Annotated in this window: 13 protein-coding genes; 6 read left to right on the forward strand and 7 right to left on the reverse strand. The window is 43.3% G+C overall.

The genetic code is table 11. The features are described from left to right. Window positions 1–175: 175 nt before the first annotated feature. Window positions 176–907, reverse strand: a complete 732-nt coding sequence (locus tag VFDL14_RS13980) for a class I SAM-dependent methyltransferase (protein ID WP_032550690.1) — start codon at window positions 905–907, stop codon at window positions 176–178. Window positions 908–1,488: 581 nt separating this feature from the next. Here VFDL14_RS13980 and VFDL14_RS13975 point away from each other — a divergent pair. Both VFDL14_RS13975 and VFDL14_RS13970 read left to right on the forward strand, forming a co-directional pair. After that, window positions 1,489–3,375, forward strand: coding sequence for a methyl-accepting chemotaxis protein (locus VFDL14_RS13975; protein ID WP_032550692.1), 1,887 nt, complete (start codon window positions 1,489–1,491; stop codon window positions 3,373–3,375). 183 nt (window positions 3,376–3,558) lie between these two features. Beyond that, the gene (locus VFDL14_RS13970; protein WP_032550693.1) at window positions 3,559–4,587 is read left to right on the forward strand and encodes a metal-dependent hydrolase; all 1,029 of its coding nucleotides are present in this window, start codon (window positions 3,559–3,561) and stop codon (window positions 4,585–4,587) included. Between the two features lie 72 nt (window positions 4,588–4,659). Here VFDL14_RS13970 and VFDL14_RS13965 read toward each other — a convergent pair whose 3' ends face one another. Continuing rightward, a complete protein-coding gene (locus tag VFDL14_RS13965; RefSeq protein ID WP_032550694.1) occupies window positions 4,660–5,184 on the reverse strand; it encodes a GNAT family N-acetyltransferase in 525 nt (174 codons plus the stop codon). A gap of 129 nt (window positions 5,185–5,313) precedes the next feature. Between VFDL14_RS13965 and VFDL14_RS13960 the strand changes: the two genes are divergently transcribed. After that, on the forward strand, window positions 5,314–6,864 hold the full coding sequence (locus VFDL14_RS13960; RefSeq protein WP_032550695.1) for a glutamate synthase-related protein: 1,551 nt from the start codon (window positions 5,314–5,316) through the stop codon (window positions 6,862–6,864). A gap of 179 nt (window positions 6,865–7,043) precedes the next feature. Further along, window positions 7,044–7,412 carry a VOC family protein gene (locus tag VFDL14_RS13955; protein WP_032550696.1) on the forward strand — a complete coding sequence of 123 codons (369 nt, stop codon included), beginning with the start codon at window positions 7,044–7,046 and terminating at the stop codon, window positions 7,410–7,412. Window positions 7,413–7,477: 65 nt separating this feature from the next. Here VFDL14_RS13955 and VFDL14_RS13950 read toward each other — a convergent pair whose 3' ends face one another. Then, the gene (locus tag VFDL14_RS13950; RefSeq protein WP_032550697.1) at window positions 7,478–7,903 is read right to left on the reverse strand and encodes a DMT family transporter; all 426 of its coding nucleotides are present in this window, start codon (window positions 7,901–7,903) and stop codon (window positions 7,478–7,480) included. After that, the gene (locus VFDL14_RS13945) at window positions 7,900–8,361 is read right to left on the reverse strand and encodes a DMT family transporter (RefSeq protein WP_032550698.1); all 462 of its coding nucleotides are present in this window, start codon (window positions 8,359–8,361) and stop codon (window positions 7,900–7,902) included. Before VFDL14_RS13945 ends, VFDL14_RS13950 begins: the two co-directional genes overlap by 4 nt. A gap of 93 nt (window positions 8,362–8,454) precedes the next feature. On the opposite strand from VFDL14_RS13945, the gene VFDL14_RS13940 reads away from it, so the two are divergent. Then, window positions 8,455–9,348 carry a LysR family transcriptional regulator gene (locus VFDL14_RS13940; RefSeq protein WP_032550699.1) on the forward strand — a complete coding sequence of 298 codons (894 nt, stop codon included), beginning with the start codon at window positions 8,455–8,457 and terminating at the stop codon, window positions 9,346–9,348. A gap of 151 nt (window positions 9,349–9,499) precedes the next feature. Beyond that, window positions 9,500–9,970 (forward strand): Dps family protein, encoded by a 471-nt coding sequence (locus VFDL14_RS13935; protein WP_032550700.1) that lies wholly within the window; start codon window positions 9,500–9,502, stop codon window positions 9,968–9,970. Between the two features lie 78 nt (window positions 9,971–10,048). Here the strand turns inward: VFDL14_RS13935 and VFDL14_RS13930 are convergent, their stop codons facing one another. The 3 genes from VFDL14_RS13930 to VFDL14_RS13920 all read right to left on the reverse strand — a co-directional run bounded on the left by VFDL14_RS13930 (window position 10,049) and on the right by VFDL14_RS13920 (window position 16,183). Beyond that, window positions 10,049–11,101 (reverse strand): hypothetical protein, encoded by a 1,053-nt coding sequence (locus tag VFDL14_RS13930; RefSeq protein WP_032550701.1) that lies wholly within the window; start codon window positions 11,099–11,101, stop codon window positions 10,049–10,051. A 230-nt stretch (window positions 11,102–11,331) separates the two neighbouring features. Further along, on the reverse strand, window positions 11,332–12,852 hold the full coding sequence (locus tag VFDL14_RS13925) for an MFS transporter (RefSeq protein WP_084181846.1): 1,521 nt from the start codon (window positions 12,850–12,852) through the stop codon (window positions 11,332–11,334). Window positions 12,853–13,009: 157 nt separating this feature from the next. Then, the gene (locus VFDL14_RS13920; protein ID WP_032550702.1) at window positions 13,010–16,183 is read right to left on the reverse strand and encodes a hypothetical protein; all 3,174 of its coding nucleotides are present in this window, start codon (window positions 16,181–16,183) and stop codon (window positions 13,010–13,012) included. Window positions 16,184–16,562 lie beyond the last annotated feature (379 nt).

The following is a 16,562-nucleotide window of genomic DNA, read 5'->3' on the forward strand; positions in this document are numbered from 1 at the left end:
TTGTTGCTACAAGCATACCCTAGAAGCCCTTAACTTTAGGTTAAGTTCAAATTACCGATTGCAAGCGCATCATAACCCTTTATTCTGAAATCGAATTAGTTGATGTACTAACCATGCACATTATTACTAAATAAACTGCATAATTTGCAACTGCTATTTGTCCAATTGAGGATGATCAGTATTTCTTACCAATGAGCAGGCCAACATTCTGTTTTTTAATGTGTAGCAACTGCTTCTTGAGCGTGCTTAAATTCCCGAATTCATAGAATGGTACGTGAAGAACTGCGACAAATCCTGCGTCAAGCATCATGTCATGCCATTGGCTCCTGCTATTAAAGCAAACCCCTACACCAGCCGTATTTGCCCCCATCTTCCTGGTTATCTGAGCCAGAGATTTTGATGAAGTCGATTGATAGATTAAAGCACTCGGTAAGTTGTGAACAAATTGCCCTTCATAAAAGTTCTCAAACACGACCACAATGCCATTTTCAGAAAGGTTTTGAAATGAGTGCTCTAAAGCTCTCTTTTGCAGCATTATCGATGTTTCGTAGCTGTCACTAACAAAATGGTGGAGAACCCAATTAAACTGAATAACATCGAATTTTCCTGTGAAAATAGTGTCTTGAAAGGTTGAACACACTAACTGCTTTCTGGGATGAGGTTGGTTCTTCTCGATGAGGGACTGTTCTGGCTCAACTAAAGTGACGCTGGCATTTGGATAGTGCGACAGAATCTTATCAGCGTACATACCATTGCCTCCGCCAACATCGAGCAAGTGGAACGGGTAATGGGTGGGGTAAAGCATATTGAGATGTTTTACCAAGGTTGCAAACATCGCATCGTCTATATACTCGATATCAAATGATACTGTTTGTTCAGGGGTCAGTTTACGTACTACTCCGGTCATAATGTTATCTCAGCTAAGAAATCTTATATTGACGCAAACTTTATACCATCAAGTATTAGCTTTTAATTTCAGCACTTTAAGTCAATTATCCCATCAGGATTAATTCGAATTTGAATATGAGACTCAAAATGACAGTGGTAGGGGATAATTTTGTGATGGTGTGTCAAGTGGGGATGTTTACGTGTTCCATATTTAGATTTTGCATCGAAATCAACACTGGTAACAATCTAACTTTTGGACCTTACTTCACTATGAAATCGACTCCATTAATACCTTCAAATTGATAGTGAGTATTAGACCTGACAAGTTTCCTGACATTACCTCTTTGTATCCCAGCGTTCTAATTGATGTAGAAGCCGAGTGAAGAATCAATAAAACGAGAGCCATTAAACATCGTGATGGCTAGTAACATAGACATTGTGAATTCATTACTAGCAGCAGACAAATTTATGAATATTTGAGCTCGGTAACCTAGAAAAGCTAGACTTCGAAGATTATTTAATTCACGCTTAGAAATAAATGGTTACATAATTTTCGCTTGTTCCGTCTGGAACTGAATCTAACACTTAAGAAGGTTTACAATGCTTAAGAAACTCTCATTGAAAAACAAACTCGCGATTTCAGCGAGTACGGCCATCATAGTCGGGGGGCTACTCGTAGAAGCTTTGTCATTCAATGCTTCACTAAATCGCATGGATGTAGAAGTTGAGCAGCGCCTTGAGAGTACAACGGCATCTTATAATCAATACGTAACTGATTGGTTGCTATCGAAGGAGCGAGCCTTGACTTCGTTGTCTCAAGAAGTCGATAAAGCCGCTATCGTGACGCACCTGAAGCAAGTTAGCCACTCTGCAGATTTCGATAACGTATTCTTGGCTTATCCAGATGGAAGTCAAGATAACGCAAATGGCGTTGTGCTGCCGCCAGGAAACGATGATCCGCGTCAATGGGGTTGGTATATCAACGCCGTCGCAAATCCTAGCAAAGTATTTATGGACAACCCAACCGTTGCCGCCGCTACCGGTGCCAATGTTGTCTCTTTAGGTAAAGCGCTCAATCTTCATGGCCAACAGGTCGTATTAGGTGCTGATGTAGAAATCACTGACATTCTGAATAGCATGGATAAAGTGATCCTTCCTGGCGACGGCTATATGTTCATCGCTAATGAGAAAGGTAATATCTTTACTCATAAAGACACTAAGCTTCTTAATCAGCCGGTGACACAACTGGGCTTAGACTTCGATACCATTCAAAACGCATCACGCAGTGGCCAAGACCAATCAATTTCAATCTCTGGTGAAGAGTACGTATTATACGCTCAGCAGATCGATGGAACGTCACTAACAACCGTTGCTGTCATAAACTACGGTTCTTTGGTCGCACCTTTATTCGAGGCTGTGTGGGGGCAAGTATTAGCAACAGCCATCGTGGTAGTTATTTGTACACTGCTATTCAACCTGCTTTGTAGCATCCTATTCAGGCCTTTAAACAACGTTTCGCAAGCACTTGAGCAAATTGCCAATGGTAGCGGCGATCTTACTCAGCGAATTGAAGTAGAAAGCGAAGATGAAGTGGGTCGTCTCGCCCATAACTTCAATACTTTTGTGAACAGTCTACAAAAATTAATTGGACATATCCGAGAGCAAGCGCATCTCATCAATGAACAGTCAGATAACAATACACAGCGCTCTAACCATGCCGTGTCCGAGATTCACCACCAGCAACAAGAGATCACCATGGTTGCAACGGCGGTAACTGAGCTTGCAAGCGCGACCCGCGAAATCGCCTCCAACGCAGAGCAAACGGCCAATGCAGCGCAAGGCTCAACCCAGAGCACCAATAATGGTCAATCTTTAGTACAAAGAACAAAAGGATCAATCAATAACCTTGCGATTGAACTGAATGAAGCAAGTTCTGTTATCAGTGATTTGGATCGTCACGCTCAAGAGATTTCAACTGTACTTTCTACCATTCAAGGCATTGCTGAACAAACCAACTTATTGGCACTTAACGCTGCAATTGAGGCAGCACGCGCGGGTGAGCAAGGTCGAGGTTTCGCTGTTGTAGCTGATGAAGTTCGCGTCCTGTCACAACGAACTCATGCATCCACAGAAGAAATTAAAACAACGATTGATACACTCCAGCAAACCACGACCCGAGCTGTTAGTTTAATGGATAGCAGTTCAGGTTTAGCAAACAAGTCCGTATCAGATGCGGATCAAGCAACCAATGCCCTGAGTGAAATCCATGATGCAGTTTCGTTAATCAGTGACATGGCAACACAGATTGCAACAGCAGCGGAAGAACAAACACACGTCACAGGTGAGATCACACAGAACATTACCTCTATAAAAGACGTTGCCGACGAGCTTGTAATCAGTACTCAAGATAGCTCACAAGAATCGACGAAGTTGAAGCAGCAAGCGCAAGAACTAACAGACAAAGTAGCTACCTTTAAACTTTCTTAGCTTTTGCAAAAACAGCGCACATTGAAAACGGCCAGGCTAAATACCTGGCCGTTTTTTATTTACCAAATCGACTAGATACAACATCTTGTGTAAACGTAAACCTAACGGTTCATTAGGCTTTGTGACGATTATTTGTTACTTTCTGAATCAACATAACCTTTCAATAACATTAATACGGGCGATATGGATTCTGTTACTCAAGCTGCGCTGGGCGCAACGGTTGCTGGTGCTATTGCTGGAAAACGCTGCAACGCAAAGGTTCTGCTTGCAGGAGCAGCCTTGGGCACACTACCAGATTTAGATGTCATTCTTGATTACGGTGATGCCGTTCAAAACACCATTAAGCATCGAGGCTTTAGCCACTCGTTGCTGGTACTGCCACCTTTCGCATTGCTGATTTCATGGCTGTATTGCCGTCGCTACGCTGACTCGTTTTGGACTCTATCGAGAGTGTTCTTCCTAACGGTGAGTGTATTGGTGACACATACTCTATTAGACGCTATGACTACTTATGGCACTCAGCTCATTTGGCCGTTTGAAGGGTACTTCGAGTTCCGCAACGTATTCATTATCGACCCTTTGTACACCTTGCCCTTGTTGCTAGCGATCGGCGTGGCTTTGATATCTAATCACAAAGGAGGGCGATGGTGTCAAAGTGTTGTATTGCTATCTAGTCTCTATTTGGGCTGGGGTTATGTGTCGCAGCAAGTGATTTCCGAACGCGTTGAACAGAACTTACTCGCTCAAAAACTACCTAGGCAGCAAGTGCTGATCACACCGACAGCTTTCAACACCTTCTTATGGCGCGTGGTTGTAATGGACGATGGACAATATTGGGAAGGGTTGGCGTCGGTCTTAGATAAAGACAAGCACATTGATTTCATCTCTCGTCCACTTGGGCATTGGCCATTGGAAGAGAAACCAAACACGTTAAAGGGGCTCAATGCATTTTCTCATGGTTACTTAAACTATAGAGAGGAAGACGACGCCTTAATTGTATCCGACCTACGTTTAGGTATGGCGAATAACCTATCATTCGAGTTTGTGTTTGCAGAGAAAGATAGCAATGGTGAATGGAAACTGCTTGAAGCGACTCAACGTTACCCAAGTGAACGAGGCCTAGATTTACTCGAACCACTTTGGCAACGTTTGAAGGGCGATCAGACTATTGATGCGAACCTGCAGAGAATCGAAGTGAGCTATAAACAGTAACAATTACAAGTGGCCAGTGGTGTTGAACTCGAAAAGTGTCCATCACTGGCTATCATTGGATAAGTGATAATTTCAGCCTTCCCACTCCGACCTAAGCACGCCATATTTCACTGAGTCATAGTATTCGCCCTCAAAATAGCGGACTTTGCGCAGCCTCGCTTCTTGTTGGAAGCCAAGTTTAGAGGCAAGCGACATCATTCGTGGGTTACCCGACCATGTCGTTAAACCCACTCGCTCAATCTCTTTAGTGGCAAATAGATAAGAAACCCAGAGTGAGACAGCGAGTGCTGCAATGCCCTGCCCCCAATAATCGACATCATAAATGACCACGCCAGCCTCTAACCAACGTGTTTCTTCACACTCCCAATAACAGTTCACTGTTCCAATCGGGATATCGTCTGCGGTAATAAGTTGTAATTCTGTACCCGCAAGTAGCCGCTGAAAAAACGACGCTTCAAACTGCTCAAGCGTTGGGTGTGAGTATGAAAAGTAAGGCCCATTATACTTCGTCCACTCATTATTAGAGGTAACTAAAGTATGTACCTCAGTCAGTTCACTGGCTTTGGCTGGTCTTATATTTATGCGTTTCTGTTCCACTCTATATCCCTATTCTGTTATCCAATCTATGGAGCCCTTCCACCGAGCTTAATTGCAATATTCGCGATGTCCAACTTTACTTTAGCCTGATAGCAAACCATAAAAAATTAATAATATATGGATGTGATGATGAGCAAACCAATAGTCGCGAGTAACAAACCTATCAAGGTTGAACTGAAGGCTAACCAAGAGTACTACTTTTGTACTTGTGGACGGTCAAAAAGCCAACCTTTCTGTGATGGTTCTCATGCGGGAACTGAATTCAAACCCAAAGCTTTTACGGCTGAAGAGAGTGGTGACAGCTACCTCTGCCAATGCAAACACTCCCAAAACCTTCCCTTTTGTGACGGATCCCATAAGCAATTTTCTGATTCTGATATAGGCGCCGAAGGCCCGGGTGTACAAATTCAAACTGTCGATGCTATGCCAGTAGCTACCGCTACCAAAGTTGAACCTACCGTGGAGTTTATCCACCAGCTGGCTCGGGAAGGACTATCTAAAATGGGGCATCATGGCCCTATGACTTCCATGGGTGTGCCAAGACACCTGCTTCCTCATTGGGACGATATTCAGGTTATGGTCGCTCAAATGGCCACTAAACCGCTGATGGAAGACGTTCCTGTTTCCACGGAGCTAGTCATCGGTCCTAAGGCGAAGAAGCCGCTGAAACTCAAAATACCGTTGTTCGTGTCTGACATGAGTTTTGGCTCACTCTCTGAAGAGGCGAAAGTATCTTTAGCAACAGGTGCCGAGCTTGCAGGAACAGGTATTTGTTCCGGAGAAGGTGGGATGCTTCCTGAAGAGCAAGCAGCCAATAGCCGTTACTTCTACGAACTGGCCAGTGCCGGGTTTGGATTTGAAGAGTCCAAATTAAAAAATGTCCAAGCCTTTCACTTCAAAGGTGGACAAGGTGCGAAAACAGGGACGGGAGGCCACCTACCCGGAGCCAAAAACATCGGCAAAATTGCTGAGGTTCGAGGCATTGAAGCAGGTACTGCGGCGATTTCCCCACCGACATTTAAAGACCTGAATACTGTTGACGACTTTAAGAAATTTGCCAACCGCGTACGAGAGGTGACAGGCGGAATACCGATCGGTTTTAAGTTAAGCGCCAACCATATTGAAGAAGATATCCAGTTCGCGCTTGATGCAACAGCAGACTACATCATTCTCGATGGCCGTGGTGGTGGTACAGGTGCAGCTCCTGAGATGTTTAGAGACCACATCAGTGTTCCTACAATACCGGCCTTGGCGAGAGCACGAGCTTATCTAGATAAAGTAGGCGCGTCAGATCGTGTCACACTCATCATCACCGGCGGCCTTCGGGTACCGATGGACTTTGTTAAAGCTATAGCTCTTGGGGCTGATGGTGTGGCAATTTCCAATAGTGCGATGCAATCCATCGGCTGTGTGGCAGCCAGAATGTGTAACACCAACAACTGCCCAGCAGGCATTGCAACCCAGAAAGCCGATTTAAGGCAGCGTCTGAATGTAGAAAAAGCGTCGAACCAATTGAAGAATTTCTTCGAAGCCTCAACTGAGCTAATGACGGTAATGGCGAGAGCCTGTGGCCACAATCATCTCAACCAATTTAACCCCAACGATCTCGCGACTTGGAATCGCGAAATGGCTCACCTATCTGGTATCAAATACTCTGGTTACACTCTAACTGGTCAGTAAGCTTATCGGGCAGTTTCGCGCTGCCCTTTCTCTCAAACTGTAATTTCTCAAACCTATCGTTTTTTCTAGCCACTTCACTCTCCTCACTGCCCACTTCTCATAAATTAGATAAGTCTTTGTTTACTTATGGTTAGTCTGATTAAAATAACGACAATAAACGTCCCCAAAAGAGTGTAAAGATGATTAGCCATTTCGATCATATTGTTTTGACTGTTTCTGATATAGAGAGAGCTGTCGAGTTCTACACGCGTGTGTTATGCATGGAAGAAGTGACTTTTGCTAACGGTCGCAAGGCAGTCAAATTCGGGAACCAGAAGATCAACTTTCAATTGTTAGGACAAGAGCCACGAAACATCGCCAATGTGGGTTCTGGTGATCTCTGTTTAATTGCCAATTGGCCACTGGAGCAAGTGATTGCTCACTTGGATAAAGAAAACATCGAGATCATTGAAGGTCCAGTCGCAAAATCTGGTGCCGTTGGCGCAATCCAATCCGTGTACTTTTCAGATCCCGATAAAAACTTAGTCGAAGTGAGCGTCTATCCTTAGCATTCTCGTTAACTCGCCGTTCTGGCAAATAATTCGAAGGTTAGAACTGCGGGTTAAATACACCATCACGAAGTACGTCCTTTCAAAAGCACCCCAAAAATCACCAACACAGCTCCAATCATTTGCATTTCTAAAGTCGCTATACCTTTGGTGTACATTTCCACGACGAGGCCAAACAACATCTGGCCAGCCACCACCAATACGATGGAGTTTGTCGAACCTAACCTCACCATTACGAAGCTGTTAACTGCGACATATAAAGCTCCAATGACACCACCGAGATATAATAAGGGTTCGCTTGGCATAGCCTGCAAAGGGCCCAATAGTGAAACCGACATAGTGAGCAGCAGTATGGATAAAAACAGAAAGCCAACAACATGGTTCACTAAAGACGCATGAAAGGCGCCGTATTTAGTGGAAAGCTGCCCATTAAAGACTCGACTCAATGTGATACAGAAGCCGTTCAGTATTCCAATCAACACAAAAATCATTGGCCGCCTACCTTAGCGTAAATAATCAATAACGCTCCTGCTGTTACAAACAATGTAGGAACGAGATTGGCAAGCGATAACCTTACCGTCGGTTGGTTGAACAGTCCAAATTGCTCGATTAAAAGTGACAATGCAAATTGCCCAATCAGCGCCAGAGCTAACGTTCCTGTCAGGCCAATTTCACTCTGTACCGTTATCGAAGCTAAGACCACGGTAAAAGCCCCAGGTATTCCACCAAACCAATATCGGTTCTTTACCTCTACCTTTTCCTGCGAACTGCCACGACTCTTAAATATCAAATACAAGAGAAGCGCTACGATACCGCCAACTCCATGAGCAATCCAGGACGCTTGAGAAGCCGACGTTGCAACGGCCAACTCACTATTCACATTAATCATCAGAGCCAATAACACACCGCTAAATACGGCCATAAGGCTCAAACTTAGTTTCTCTAACATAATCTACCCTCTTAAAGATGGCATGATTATAATTAGGCAATTAAACAAGTATAATACCCACTTAATAACAACTAAGTTGAGTTAAATTCAACAATGAGAGATGTATTTTCAGCCATACCTGTTTTTGTCGCTGTCGTGGAATCGGGCTCGTTTTCTGCAGCAGCAGAACGCTTGAATATGACAAAGTCCGCAGTCAGCAAGCGTATCTCCGGTTTGGAAGATAACCTCGGCACGCGTTTATTCCACCGTAGCACTCGTAAACTCACACTGACTGAGGCCGGAGAGCAGTTCTCTGACTATGCGCGCAACGCCCTATTCATCGCTCAACAAGGGATCAATGCAACCACACTCCATCAGGGGAAACCCAAAGGCACATTGAAAATCAATGCTCCAATGACGTTTTCTAGATTGCACTTAGTCCCGTTATTGAAAGAGTTTCTCGACCAGTACCCAGATATCAAAGTGATACTGAGCATGGATGACAAAGTCGTAGAGATGATTGAAGGCGGTTACGATGTCGGCATACGTATTGGTGAGCTCAAAGACTCATCTCTGATTGCAAAAAGGCTCGCTAAATGCCATAGCGTAGTGTGCGCCTCTCCTGAATATCTGGCCGAATATGGGACTCCGAAAACACCGTCTGATTTAAAAGACCATAATTGTATCTACTACAGCCTATTCCAAGCGGGTGTTGAGTGGACCTTTTATCGTGATAACGAGAAACTAAAAGTTGAGCCTAAGGGGAACTTCGTGGTCAATAACAGCGATGCGATTTGCGAGATGCTGTTGCAAGGGCTAGGAATATGCCAAATGCCTACCTTTATAGTAAGAAACCACCTAGATTCTGGGCGTTTGATAGAAGTGCTTCAAGAGTTCAGCCTACCTGATCACAACATCTACGCGGTTTACCCAGAACGTCGTCATATACCAGAGAAAGTCAGAGTTTTTCTCGAATTTCTAGAGAATAGATTGAGCTCGGTATACTAAAAGCCACTGCGAACAACCTATTTTATAACTCAGATTAACGATAGTTTTTACCTATCAAAAACATAGAAACAGTCCATTTCTCTTAGTCATAGGGACAGCATAAACTGTATCCAACAAAACAAAATAACCTAACAAGAACAAGGTAAACAAAATGACTAAGAATTTTATTGGACTAGATAACCAACAATCACAACAACTTGCACATGAACTAAATTCACTACTTGCTCACTACCAAGTTCTGTACATGAATGCGCGTGGTTACCACTGGAACATCAAAGGCGAATCTTTCTTTGAGCTACACGTGAAATTTGAAGAGATCTATACTGACCTTCAAACCAAAATCGATGAGATCGCAGAACGAATCCTTACACTAGGTCACACACCCGATCACGCATTCAGCCGCTACCTTGAAGTAAGTTCAATCAAAGAACACCAAAATGCCACTCAGGGTAAAGACTGCGTAACTGGACTAGTAAATGGCTTCAGCGAGCTATTAGTCAAACAGCGCGACATTCTTGAAAAAGCAGGTGACGCATCTGATGAAGGTACAGCAGCTCTTATGGGTGACTACATTCGTGAACAAGAAAAGCTAATGTGGATGCTAAACGCTTATCTTCAATAATCTAGTTGATTGCTTCTTCAATTGAAAAAGAGCTTAAAGCGATTGCTTTAAGCTCTTTTGTTATTTAATAAGTTTGCTCTATTTTCTCGCACCATCAAAACAAGATAAGACATCTTGCTCGAAGTACGGCTCTTGGTTTACCCAGAACATGTAATCGACTTTCAAAAACTTCGTAGCAAATGAGACTAAGCTTGGCACTAGGTTTTCACGACCGCTCTCAACATCCATGCTATTGGTTTTACCAATGTAATTGCCATCTTGAACTGCAATACTCAGAGGTACCGAGTAGTCACTCTCATGCATCATCGCAAGCGCATGGTTTAGCTGTCCTTTACGTTTTGGCATCAAATCTGGTGCACCGAGGCCAACACCAATGCTCTCACCATACTCGTAAATCGATTTAAGATAACCTTCATCTTCCCACGGCAGCCATTCGCCAGGCATAAAGTTCGCGTACTGAATTGTAGCGGACTGTTTAAAACCTGAACTCAAGGCATCCATATTCGACTTTATCGCTGCCACATAAGCCTCATTACTGAAGCTCGGAGATATCTCGCTTGTCACGCCAATGGCAGATTCTTGAAGGTTTATGCCTTCAATACGGCCGTCGAACGCCTTACCCAAGGCAACAATCAACTTCGCAAAACGTTGATTGACGTCTTTGTTCCACCTTTTTGCCACCCAGCCTTCATGCACGCCATCATCCGTGATCTGTTTAACAACGCCACCATCGTACTTTTCCGTCAGAAGGTATTCAGGGACACCTTTAAAGGTGGTTGTAAACGTCGCATCCTGGAGCTGGATAAATAGCTTTTTTCCGTGCGCTTCTAGGTATTCAAGATCCGCTTCGATTTGAGAAAAGTCATATTCGCCCTCTACAGGCTCTAACTCCGCCCACGGATACATGATCTGGGCGCCAGCAAAACTATTAGATTTCAGTAATGGGTGATTTTGGATGCCGGCCCTGTCTCTCGCAAAATAGACAAAATGGCGAATATCACTCTTTTCGATAGGACAAACTGCACTTTCATGCTTCTTGTATTCATTCGCATATCTCTCGCTAGGCTTGACCCATTCAGCGTTAGCATTGGAAGCACAACATATCAGTGCAGCTAGAATTATTTTCTTCATCAATAGTCTCTAATTCAATCATTTAGCGCCATAGTACAAGGGTAGTGGCGCCTATAAATCGGCTGTATTGTGCCATATAGGACAGAATTGATAAGGACTAGTCACCACCTAAAATTAAAATAACAGAGACACTGGTTCATACTTTGGAAATAGTCATTCGATAGAACAACAAAAAAGCCAGTAGCGATAACTACTGGCTAAAAGGCAGAATCAAACTTTAAGAGTTCACTTTAGTTGAGTTTTCCACGTCGACGCTCCAACTCTTCTCGCACCTCATTGGCTTTTTGTTCAGTAAAGTCATAGCGATACATAACAACGATTGCGAGCAATGCGGTGCATACCGGAATGAAAATATCTGATAGCCTCATCAAATCAATGATGCCTGCTGCTTCTGGTATGCTCAAAAGCGCCTCTCCGCTAGAAAGGGAGTTTCGGATCTCTTCCAGTCGGCCATAACCAATAGCACTTAACACCCAACCTGACATTAACGTTGCGATAGCTGTACCTAGTTTTACGAACCACCAGTAAACCGCACCGAATATACCCTCTCGACGTTCGCCGGTATTTAGCTCATCTAGGTCACACACGTCAGCCGTCATTGACATCATTAGCGTAAATAGACCGCCGATACCAAAAGCCATCAGAGGCAACGAGACAAACATCATCCAATGAGTGCTTGGATTCAAAGCCTGTTCAAACGCCCACCAGCGTAAGACATAACCGACAATCGAGATAAGAGTAGCGATAATGAAAGCATTTCTCTTACCAAACTTCTGCGATAGCTTTGTAATTGCAGGAATAACCAACAAACAAGTACATAGAGAACTGATAGTACCGAACCAAGCTGGCCATGTGCCTGCAGCGCCTTGGTCGCCGTTAAATACGTAAAAAACGATAATGAAAAACGAGAATTGTGCAACTGTTTGAAAACCATTAAATACCAAGAAGGTCGCTGTACACAATTTGACAAATGGTAAACATTTGAAGGTTTGCCAGATTCCCTTAAAGAACTTACCGAAAATAGCTTTAAACGAAGAGAGGGATAGCTTCTCTGTCGCTTGTTCCATAGGCTGACGCTCTTTACAGAATAACGCAGGAATGACACCAAACACCAAGCACAATAGACCAACCCAAATAGCAAGATCACGGCTTCCCACAGCTGCTGATTCATAAAGATTCGGGTTATAGATCATTACCCAGAACCAAGGTGCAATAACCCAAGCCAACTGTCCTATCCACTGTGAAACCGCCATAATACGAGTTCGCTCGTGAAAGTCTGGGCTCATTTCATAACCCAAAGCAACTAATGGTGTAGCAAAAATGGTGTAACCCAGATAGAAAAGTAGAGACAAAAGGAGAAAATACACAAAGTTGTACGCTTCACCATTCTCCGGGTAAATTTGCCACATCAGCATGAAAGCAACTCCGGTAATGATGGCACCGACAAAAATATAAGGGCGTCGGCGTCCCCAACGTGTTCTTGAGTTGTCGGAAATGTAACCCATTAATGGGTCAGTAATCGCGTCAAAAAGTCGAGGAACCGCCCCAAGTATACCCACCAGTAATGGATCCATTCCTAACCCCATTACTAACACAATCATAAACACGCCCAATGCTGCAGCAAACAGCTGGTTCGCTAGGGAGCCTACACCAAAGGCTATTTTTTGATACATGGGAACAGCGCCGTCTACCTTTGGTTGATAGTTCGGTTCAAAGTCGACTTGGCTGGTCGGTTGGTTTGCTTCACTCATATTAATACCTTTAATCCATCAATAGGTTTTCGCCCAAGCTACAGACAAAACTCATTATTTAAATTCGTAACACCATTTGCGGTTTGTTCAACTCGCACTGACCATTAATTTCGGCCAGTGCGTTAAACACAGGCAGTGTCTCTTGTCTAATTTCCCGCTAATTCATTTCCACAATAAGTTTTGTAACTTCTCCAGCTCGAATGGCTTCGGCATGCTCGCCATAAATGGCTTCTAGCGATAAAACTCTCCCATCTGAATACTCCAATGTGTATTCCGAGACAGCAAAGCCTTCGTATGTATTGAGTCGTGACGGATTAACGTACGTTACTCGCGTCTTACCCATGAAAGTAAATGAAACCTCATCGTTTTCATCAAAGAAGTCGGCAGGTAGTGCAGGTTTCAAATTCAGTTTTAGTCTTTCGTCTTCTACTACGAATGGCTGATGACCGAACATCATCATCGTCCACATATGGAGCATTTCCACCGTCGAACCTGATAGTCTCGCGACGAAACCTTGACCATGAGTATTCGGGTCAGGGTTGCACGTCGGGGCGATAAATGAAGAGTTCTCTAAAATGCTTCTTCCATATACTTCCGGGTCCATAAAGCAAACCAGGTTAGTACCTATCTCTTTGAAGTATTGCTCGTACAGACCCGCTTTCAACAAACCGAGTAAATATTTGTAGTTCATGTGTAAGAAATTCGATTCACGTTCAAGCCACCCTTTAGTGAAGGCTCTTGCACGCCCAATCTCTAAACTCATGTCATCCAAGCATTCACTTGTCTTAAATTGACCCAGCTCTGCATCGTAGATCTCAGTTGATTTGATGTTTTTGTAGTCAAGTAAGTTACTCTGTGCGTCATCACTCACCTTCAGATGGCGTGCTGGTGCTTCCAGAAATGCTGGCAATACGTGGAGTTTGAACGCCTTAGCTTTGACTAGTGGTAACTTGTAGTGCCCAATCTTTGGCTTACCATTCTCAAAAATTTCTTCATATTCAGTCACTTCATAATGTAGGAATGTTGGTAGCACACCATTTGATAGAGACTTGGCCTTGTCTAAACCCAATTCCAATTTCGTGACCATTTGACGAATCAATGCCATTACATCTGATACGTTCAAGCGCTCTGAATTCGATTTGACGTTAAACCTTACAGCCATACGATAGTCTTCTCGAATAGAGGAGATCTCATCCCAGTACTGATAACCGATGCAGCCAGTATTCAAAACCGTATTGACACGGAATATGTAATCTACAAACTCAGGAGGGAGTTGCATCGAACCATTGAATTCGCAGGCATTACGCAGGAACTTCAGTAGTCTCAATAGTTCGACTGTCTCTGAAACACCTGAACCAAACAAACCAGGTAAGCCATTCATTGCGTCATTCCAACCAGGTTTGTCTGATTCCATCTCGATACCAATACCTTCGGGATCGAGAGTACAGAACTTATTAAAGGCTAGCGTGAACAGCTTGGTAAACAGGTTAGTTTTTATGACCTCTCCCTTTCCATCGACCGCCCAATTTGAGCCATCAATGTCCATTGCAAGTCGTTCTACTTTCTCCTCATCATTGTGAAGTAGAGACCCATATCGTCTCACTTTGCCTTCTTTGGAAAGTACGGTTTTCTCATCTCGAGGCAAAACAGTGACAGGCGACGAATAGTACTTGTAGTCGTAGTTATCAAAGAGAAATGCTTTTTTTGTATCTGGATGAACGGCTAGATGTGATTCAACGAGATCGAGAATATAAGTCCAGTGATCGACCCAAAAGCCTTCCCCAAAACTTGCTTCAATATTCTGTTCCGAGTGCTTCAAAACCTCAGACAAAAGCGTCATGTCATCTCTAGAGGATGTAATCCCTTCATTCGACATCGTGTTAATAATCGTTCCTGGAGTGAACTTCTTACTAAGTATGTCTTCCATTACGTCATGTTTGTTATCGAAGTTCTGTTCAACCAGAGATTTAACATCAACGCGATCATGAAGTTGGAATGTTGAGCCATTAACGCCTAGTGGGTTGTAACCATCTAACTGAATCAGAGAAGCAAATAGTTTTACGTTGTAGTCACCAATCTTAGGATTAAATAGAGAGTCTACACGGCGGTTCTGACACACATCTCGGAAGTTGCCGTTGCCCTGTGAAAAGTATTCAGGCGCGACATTGAAAAAGTTGTAATCACGCTCTAAATCACCATGTTTGCGAGAAAAGACGTGATACACATGGTTTCCTTTATCACCTTCAAACAAAAGTGGGTATCCGCCTCGCAAAATGTTGTCCAGATAGTTTTGTTTGATGTATTGGTCGAAAACGGGGTTTGACGTTTTACAGTCTACTTCTTGAACCAATTCATTGATAACCAATGCCGACTCGTTCTCTTTGGCATCAAAATACTGACTCGAGACCATTTCACTGACTTTGCTGTTAAGTTGATCAACATTATTAACATGGCCAATGATGGTTCTTAAAACAAAGGTGTCGCTCGCATTTAGCTCCAGAGTAACCGGAGTGAACCCAACAGGAATTTTGTTTGCGGTTATTTGCTGTTTGCTTTTTAGCTCGTCAATTGTGTTCTCTTGGAATGACACAGGAGTGGTCATTGAGGTGTCGTGGCCAAAAACAAGTTCACCATCAACAATCGGGCGAATAACTTGTTCATTTGCGAAAGATAAGTAGAAGTTCCCTTTATCCAAAGTGCCCACTTCGGCACTGTCTGATGTCGTCGAACGCATTTTAAAAAATGGTACATCATTTTCTAGGTTGTAGACGTCCATCCAACTTCTCAATAGATTCGACATCTCTTTAAACAGAGTATTCGGCGTACCAAAAGGTAGAATTTGAGAAAGACCGTCAATCAGTTCAATGTTTCGAGTGGTACCAGTGAGATCTTTGATCTCTACTTTTCTCATGATTGCCGCGAGACTGTCGTTAGGCAAACCGAAATACGTCACTGTCACCTGTAAACCAAGCTCTTCGTTCTTTTCAGATACTTTGAATTTATCGCGCTTAATGTACATTTTTCGTTGAGTACTTTGGGAACGTTTAGTACCAAAAAACTCATAAACTTCACCCTGAAGTTTAACGAAGGTGCGAAAACCAACTCGACCTACATTTTGGTATGCCGTCACTGCAGGTGAGAACTCAAGAATAGGATTGTCTTTGTTCTCTACGCCGAATGAACATAAGCCTTGTCCCCTATTGACGTAAAACGCCCACAGTGGGATGCCCTTCTTCCCAGCTAAGCCTGGCAAAAATGAGGAAAATGTCTTCTTCAAGTCATAATCGTCAATGACGAACTCTTCATTTTCCAGATAATATTCTTTATTCATGGTCACTATACCTACCTAAACTCTTGTATCCCGACACGAGAAAAATTAATGAAGCTCTTTCCATCGCTACCTGATGTTTTATTCAGGCTTTGGTGAGATATTGAGGAAACAACTCAACCCACCAAAAGAAAGCGCTTTCTTTTATGTTTGTAAGATACCCTCACCCAAATGGATAAGTCCATGAAAAAATAAAATGCCATCAAAAAACGTGAACTCCCCCCTCATTAAACCTGTTTTTATTACGGTTAGATCCATTCCAAACTAGGAATATCGATCCTATTTAACGCATCTCAGTACAAGATATTGTTGCTTTTGTTACCTGGATGCAGTTTTGAAACGCTTTCTTCTGTACCTCAACTATCAAGGAGTATAAAATTGG

Origin of the sequence: Vibrio fortis, from assembly GCF_000695685.1 — a bacterium.
GTDB lineage: Bacteria > Pseudomonadota > Gammaproteobacteria > Enterobacterales > Vibrionaceae > Vibrio > Vibrio fortis_A.